Source organism: Secundilactobacillus pentosiphilus (genome assembly GCF_002217985.1).
Taxonomy (GTDB): Bacteria; Bacillota; Bacilli; order Lactobacillales; family Lactobacillaceae; genus Secundilactobacillus; species Secundilactobacillus pentosiphilus.
In genome coordinates, this window is the sequence record NZ_BCMI01000048.1 from 1 (window position 1) to 6,005 (window position 6,005).

Sequence of the window (6,005 nt, forward strand, 5' to 3'; positions counted from 1 at the left end):
CCCTGTTAAATATGCTTTAATAGCTATAATTTTAGTATCCCAGGAAATTTTAGTCATAGAAATACCCCCAAAGTTGTTTCCAACTTTGGGGGTACACGTCACTTAAATGATATAAGAGAAAAGGTCTCTTAGTTGGGTAACAGCTTGAGCGCCACCAAAGATGGTCTGAAGCTCGCACAATCAAAAGTGTGTCATCGTTTTGATGTCCACGCAATTTGTCCCATACAGCATACTCGGCTTTCACCACGGGCAAGACACGTTGCCTATATTCCCAGAGTTGGAAATACCCATAACACTGGCACTGTCTATCGCCATCCGTATTGGCATCGTCTGCTTTTGATCCTGCGCCCAGTGCTTGATGTATATATTGTTGGGGATTTGGATTCAGTCTGAAAAGTTCTTTATGGGTAAAACATTTCAGATCATGTTAATGATGGCCTAACGACTCATCGTTAAAACCTCTTTCATTGTAGACTGAAAATTCAATTAAAGCTATTAAAGTCACCTAGTTTTGTGAAATTAATTTTACCGTTAACTTTTTTGCACGAACCATGTAAACAATCAAAGACTGCCCAACTCATGTCAATAAGCGACATTTAGTCGGACAGCCCAGTGTTAGCGAAGCGACCAGATGCTCAGTGCAACCATGATCAGTTCGGTATTCTTCAGTTGCAGCGCCGCAAAAAAGACCAGCGTTGCGATCATCATGTGTTTCTTCATCAATAACGCCCCCTGACCGTTCATTTATTAGAGAATAAATTGGGGGCGGTACCGGTTAGGCCGTGTAGAGTGCCTGGGTGATTGTTTTAACGTAGGCGCCGCTGATGGCTGTGACGTAGAGGGTGACACCCTTCCGGTCAAAGAGGTTCAGCGTGCCGATCGTGTTCATTGCCTCAGCAATTGTTTCAGTCGTTAAACCAGCAACCGCCTTTGGAAAACTAAAGGTGTGTACTTTGTCGTCGGTGCCTTTAAAACGTAACTGCAAGACTGCTTTTTCTGTGTTTGTCATGTTCTGATCTCCTTTGGATAAGTCGTTAGGCCACTTGGGTCTTGTTGTCGGTAGTCGTCAGTGAAGCGCTGAAGAAGGTTAAATCGGTTAATTTTTCAACCACAGCGGCAAAGGCTTTGATTTGGTCGTCAGAAGGCTTTTCAACCACGTTATTGTATGAAAGCCGAACCTTGTTGTCGTCAGCATCCAGCATGATCAAAGTCAGGTTAGTTTTGTTCCAAGAAGTATTCATATCGATCTCTCCAGTAAGTTAGTTTTGTAAGTGTTGGCCAACGCCCTACACTTATACAAACAAATCAGCCGGCAAAAGTGTCACCCCCAAATGGCGAAAATTTTGAAATCGGCCTCAATCTCCGGTAGAATAGAGGGGTTGATTCAAATTGTGACTTAAATTCAGGAGGCTTTCTAATGGCTCAACGGCTTGTATATCCAGCAATCTTCGACCCAACAGTAATGATTAACCGTGTTCAGGCCACGGTTCCGGACGTGCCCGGCGTAAAGGTAATGGGCGCAACAAACGATGAAGCGGCGCAAAAGGCGGCGGAAGCAGTCGGCAACAAGTTGGCAAAATTAAACGGCGAATTGCCGGTCCCAAGCACACCAGGTGAGCTTAAAAGAACGGCGGGACAGACGGTTAGTTTTATTGTGTTGGATTTGGATGAGTATAAAAAATAGAGTGTGAAAACAAGCGCTTAGAGACTGGAGTGTAAGCGACTTATGGCGGAAGGCGTGTCGTACTTTGACGTGGGTTCTGTCATAAGTGGCTTACATGCAAGTCTCTGCTTGTTTGAGCACGTTTCGGAATAGAGTGTGAGGCGAAGCGGTTAGAGACTGGAGCGTAAGCAGCTTATGGTGGAAATCCCGAACTTGGATTTGTGCCATAAGCTGCTTACGTGCAAGTCTCTGCTTCGCCGAACACGTTTCAGCAATGTAAAAGGAAAAAACAAAAGCACCCCGTAACGGTTAGTTTTCACTAATCATTACGAGGTGCTTTTACCTATCAAACCAAAAAAACTCTCCCTATTATTTAACCCGTTTCCCCCGCACATAAACCTGCGCAATCTCATTTTTTGTCGTCTGATACATCAGCTTCTCAAAAACATTATCAGCGGTGTCCGTCTGAAAATCATTCTGCAACGACACTACCTGCAGATCCGCCAAATAACCCGGCGCAATCTTCCCCGTCTGCAGGTGCAAGCTCTCCGCGCCGCCTAAAGTAGCGAGGTAAAAGGCGGTCTTAACACTAATGGCACTGTCAGCAACACCGCGCTGGCCTGCTGATAGCTGATTATCCACCCCGTCTTGGAGCCGCCGTGAGGACATGACCGCCTGACGGATATTTTGGTAGAGGCTTGGCGAATAGCCACCGGAAATGTCGGTTCCTAAACCGGTCTTGATGTGGTGAGCTAACACCCGTTTAACCGGCAGCACCGCATTGCCAAAGTAGACGTTAGAAATCGGACAGTGCGCGATGGCTACCTGCTGGTGAGCAAACAGCTCATAGTCGTGCTCGTTCAGCTGGGTGCCATGGGCCATCACCGCCTTATCCGTCAGCAAACCGTACTGATCCAAAACATCGGCGTCACGCATATGATAGTGTTCCAGCGCGTACCCGTTCTCCCAGTCACTTTCGCTGCAGTGCGACTGAACCGGTAGATCGTATTTCCGCGCTAAGTCCCCTAACCCCTGAAGACTGGCCGGGGTACAGCTAGGAACGAACCGCGGCGTGATCACGGGCGTTTGCTTTACATCAGTGGTTTGATTCAAATCATTTAACTGCTGGATGAACTGCTCGGTTTGATCCACGGCGACTTGGGCTGAAGCGTCCTGGTAATAATCAGGCGTCTGTTCCGGATTATCCATCGCCACTTTACCGATGAACCCGCGCTGACCGTACTTAATGCAGGCTTTCGCTAATGCTAAATTAGCAGCGTTGTGAATCGTACCAAAGTACAGCGCGGTGGTCGTACCGTTAGCCAGCAGCTCTTGGACTAAGTTATTGTAGACCGTTTTCGCAAAATCAACGTCTTGATACTTCGCCTCTAAGGGAAAGGTGTAAGTATCCAGCCACTCGTTTAGCGGCCGGTCTAACGCCAGCCCCGCGTTGGGCCACTGTGGCGCGTGAATGTGCAGGTCAATGAAACCCGGTAAGACGTATTGACCAGGTCGCAACGTCGTCAGGGTATCATGTGCCTGAGCAGCTTGTTTAACCGTTACATAGTCAGCTTCAGTGCGTTCGATCACCCGGGCAATGTACCCGCTGCTGTCTAAACAGATCAGCTGCAGCGGCTGATAACGAATGTCGGTTTGCGAAACCGGCGAGAAACTTGCACCTTCGATTACTTTTGAAAATGAATGCATGTTCCACCTCACTTAGGATTAGTTAGCTAATGACGAACTATCGCATTTCTTTGAACTAAATTATTCGTTAAACTCACTTATTTTTTCATTATAACCACTCGCAGCGCTCAATTCAAACAAAAAACGGCCGTCAGCAAATGATGCTGACGGTCGTTTCCCGTTAACTTGCAGCTTGATTCTGATCGACTATTTTCCAGCCATCAAGCAGTTTGTCACTATTTACATACTGTTCCACGACCCATTTAGGACGTTTGGTAATTTGGGTAACCGTTTGTAGGTTATCCGTCCGGTGTACAATGTGCTCGTCTGGCTTGGTAATTACGTAGCGTTTAGCCACGACCATTGCCCCCTTTTCAAAATCAAGGAAGTTTCACAACACGATATCGTACTCGTTCACTTTCAGGATATGGGTAGTGTAACACATCCGAATGTGAAAGCAAGCAGAGTGCAATGAGAAAATCGGTCAATCAGCAACGCTATCTGAGGTGAAATTAACTGATTTTTACGGACCCTGTTCGAATGTCACCTGCTTTCACAGTTTTAATTGCAAATGAAAAGACAACCAATCATTTAAATCATAACTGATTGCCCCACGTTCTGTTTTAAACTAAGAAACTTGAATCGGGTACGTCTCACCAGTGCCTAAATAACCCGGAATCGTGGTGCGAGCTACCCACTGCCGCTTATTAGCGATTAAGTCACAAACCTGATTGATTGCAGTAATACCTAATACTTCTTTCGGCAGTGAAAAACTAGTAATAGCTGGCGTCAGGTAGGAAGCCACCCCAATATTGTCAAAACTAATTAATGGCAGATCTTTACCCGGTGTAATCCGTTTCTCTAGTAATCCTTTGACAACACCGATGGCGATCGGATCTGAAGCAACCACGATGCCGCCGATCGGCAAAGCCGTTTCATCCAGCAGCTCATTAATGGCTGACAACCCCGCCTCAGTGTCCCACGACGTCAGCTTCAGGATGGCCGGCTGGTCATTTACGGCCAGCCAATCCCGGTAGGCTTTTGTCCGCAGATCATCAGTTGTCGCCTCGGCTGACCCATCAAGATGATATTCCAGCCGCTTACCGCCAATAAAGGCAATTGGGCCGTTGGCTTGTTTCTGAATCAATTTTAACGCCTCAAGGGTCAAGCTATATAGATCAGTCCCGATCGTATCAACAAATGAACAGCTCGTATTAACGTCATCGATGACCACAATATTTGAATTATAGCCTTTTAGCTGTCTAATCGCGCTTTCTGTCAGTGAGCCTAAAATAATGACGCCATCATAATCAGCGACCATTTTCGGATAAATGCCGCCCTGAATGCGAAATACGTTTTGAATGTTCACGTTTTGCTGGCTAGCTCCCTCGTAAATCCCCATGCGAATGTGGTGCCAGTATTGATCTTCAATTTCGTCTTCTAAAGGTGGTGTGGTAATCAAAACGCAATCAGATCGAGCCGGCTGTTTTGCTTGGTGATGAACCGGCTGATAGCCCAGATCAGCGGCAATGGCTTTGATTCGTCTCCGCGTTTTGGGGGCCACTACACGTGCTAAATTAGGGTTCAGCGCGTTGGAAACCGTTGCGGGCGATACCTTTGCTAATTTAGCGATATCCTTAATTGTCGTCAAAATTACACCTTCTGTTACATTTTTTGATTCTTAGCCTGCTTATTCCAGTATACAGTAATTGTTATCAGAAGAAAGTTTCCCGCACCGAAAATAACGGTTCTGCACAAACAGCGCCCCTTTGGAATGGCAGGACAAGCACGACACCTTCTATTTTCACAGTATCCGCCCAAACAATTTCACCCAACTGTACTCACCACTCGTATTTTGCCGTATAATGAAGCTAAAATCTACTGTATAGAAAGGAGCTGGCATCATGGAAGCTCAATCAGGTAAAATTCAACGTAACGAAACTGGCGAACTGTATTTAAAAATACCCGAGGAGTTTGTCAAAGAACTCAAACTCAGTGAGGGCGATGACATCGATCTCGTGCCAACGGCGATGGGCGTTGAGCTTCGTAAAGCTGGCGCTGTCACCCCGCAATTTTGGGAACCATTTTCACAGTCCGTCAGCGAATATCAGCGGGCCCTGCAAATGATTCACGATGACGATAGTGATAAAAACAATGATGCTTCTCCGAAATAATCAAAATTAACTTTTCAACTTCACCAAATGTATGTTATGATGTTTATTGTTGTGATGGCGGTATTGGTGAAGCTTGGTTAACACACCGGATCGTGGTTCCGGCACGCGTGGGTTCGAACCCCACATACCGCCCTAAGTAAAAAGTCGTATGATCAAAAGATCATACGACTTTTTTTGCGCTCATTTATATCAACCGGTTAATCATCTTTCAAACACTCACGTAGCCGAAGGCCGCTGGCGGGTGCGTCTGCTGTGAAGGTGCTGTTAGGGCGCAGCCCTTACAGCACGGGACGACATCCGAGACACGCGGTTCGTGCGTGGCTTGGATGCGAGGTGAAAGACCGCTTCTCAGGCTTTCACCGGTCCCCACAGCAAGGCACCCGCCAGCGGCCGGAGGCGACCTAAAAGAGCGTCGTTCCCAAGTTCCGGGTGACGTGTACCCAAAAAGTTGGAACTAAATAGTTTTATTCTTCTAGGCAACT

7 protein-coding genes and 1 tRNA gene are annotated in these 6,005 nt (G+C 46.7%); 3 read left to right on the plus strand and 5 right to left on the minus strand.

The genetic code is table 11. The features are described from left to right. Positions 1-775: 775 nt before the first annotated feature. Together CES81_RS12825 and CES81_RS12830 are read right to left on the minus strand one after the other, a co-directional pair. Positions 776-1,009: a DUF2922 domain-containing protein gene (locus CES81_RS12825; protein ID WP_089122102.1), complete on the minus strand. Its 234-nt coding sequence runs from the start codon at positions 1,007-1,009 to the stop codon at positions 776-778. Between the two features lie 25 nt (positions 1,010-1,034). Next, positions 1,035-1,241 (minus strand): DUF1659 domain-containing protein, encoded by a 207-nt coding sequence (locus tag CES81_RS12830; RefSeq protein WP_089088977.1) that lies wholly within the window; start codon positions 1,239-1,241, stop codon positions 1,035-1,037. 176 nt (positions 1,242-1,417) lie between these two features. Here CES81_RS12830 and CES81_RS12835 point away from each other — a divergent pair, with 176 nt between their 5' ends. After that, positions 1,418-1,684: a type II toxin-antitoxin system HicB family antitoxin gene (locus CES81_RS12835; RefSeq protein ID WP_089122103.1), complete on the plus strand. Its 267-nt coding sequence runs from the start codon at positions 1,418-1,420 to the stop codon at positions 1,682-1,684. Positions 1,685-2,032: 348 nt separating this feature from the next. Here CES81_RS12835 and guaD read toward each other — a convergent pair whose 3' ends face one another. The 3 genes from guaD to CES81_RS12845 form a co-directional block, all read right to left on the minus strand. Continuing rightward, positions 2,033-3,370 (minus strand): guanine deaminase, encoded by a 1,338-nt coding sequence (gene guaD / locus CES81_RS12840; RefSeq protein ID WP_089122104.1) that lies wholly within the window; start codon positions 3,368-3,370, stop codon positions 2,033-2,035. 160 nt (positions 3,371-3,530) lie between these two features. After that, positions 3,531-3,707 (minus strand): hypothetical protein, encoded by a 177-nt coding sequence (locus CES81_RS13630; RefSeq protein WP_179211665.1) that lies wholly within the window; start codon positions 3,705-3,707, stop codon positions 3,531-3,533. Positions 3,708-3,977: 270 nt separating this feature from the next. Beyond that, entirely contained in the window at positions 3,978-5,000 is a 1,023-nt protein-coding gene (locus CES81_RS12845) for a LacI family DNA-binding transcriptional regulator (RefSeq protein ID WP_089122105.1), read from the minus strand. Positions 5,001-5,253: 253 nt separating this feature from the next. On the opposite strand from CES81_RS12845, the gene CES81_RS12850 reads away from it, so the two are divergent. Continuing rightward, entirely contained in the window at positions 5,254-5,523 is a 270-nt protein-coding gene (locus CES81_RS12850) for an AbrB/MazE/SpoVT family DNA-binding domain-containing protein (RefSeq protein ID WP_089088981.1), read from the plus strand. Positions 5,524-5,580: 57 nt separating this feature from the next. Further along, a tRNA-His gene (locus CES81_RS12855) sits at positions 5,581-5,655 on the plus strand. Positions 5,656-6,005: the final 350 nt, after the last annotated feature.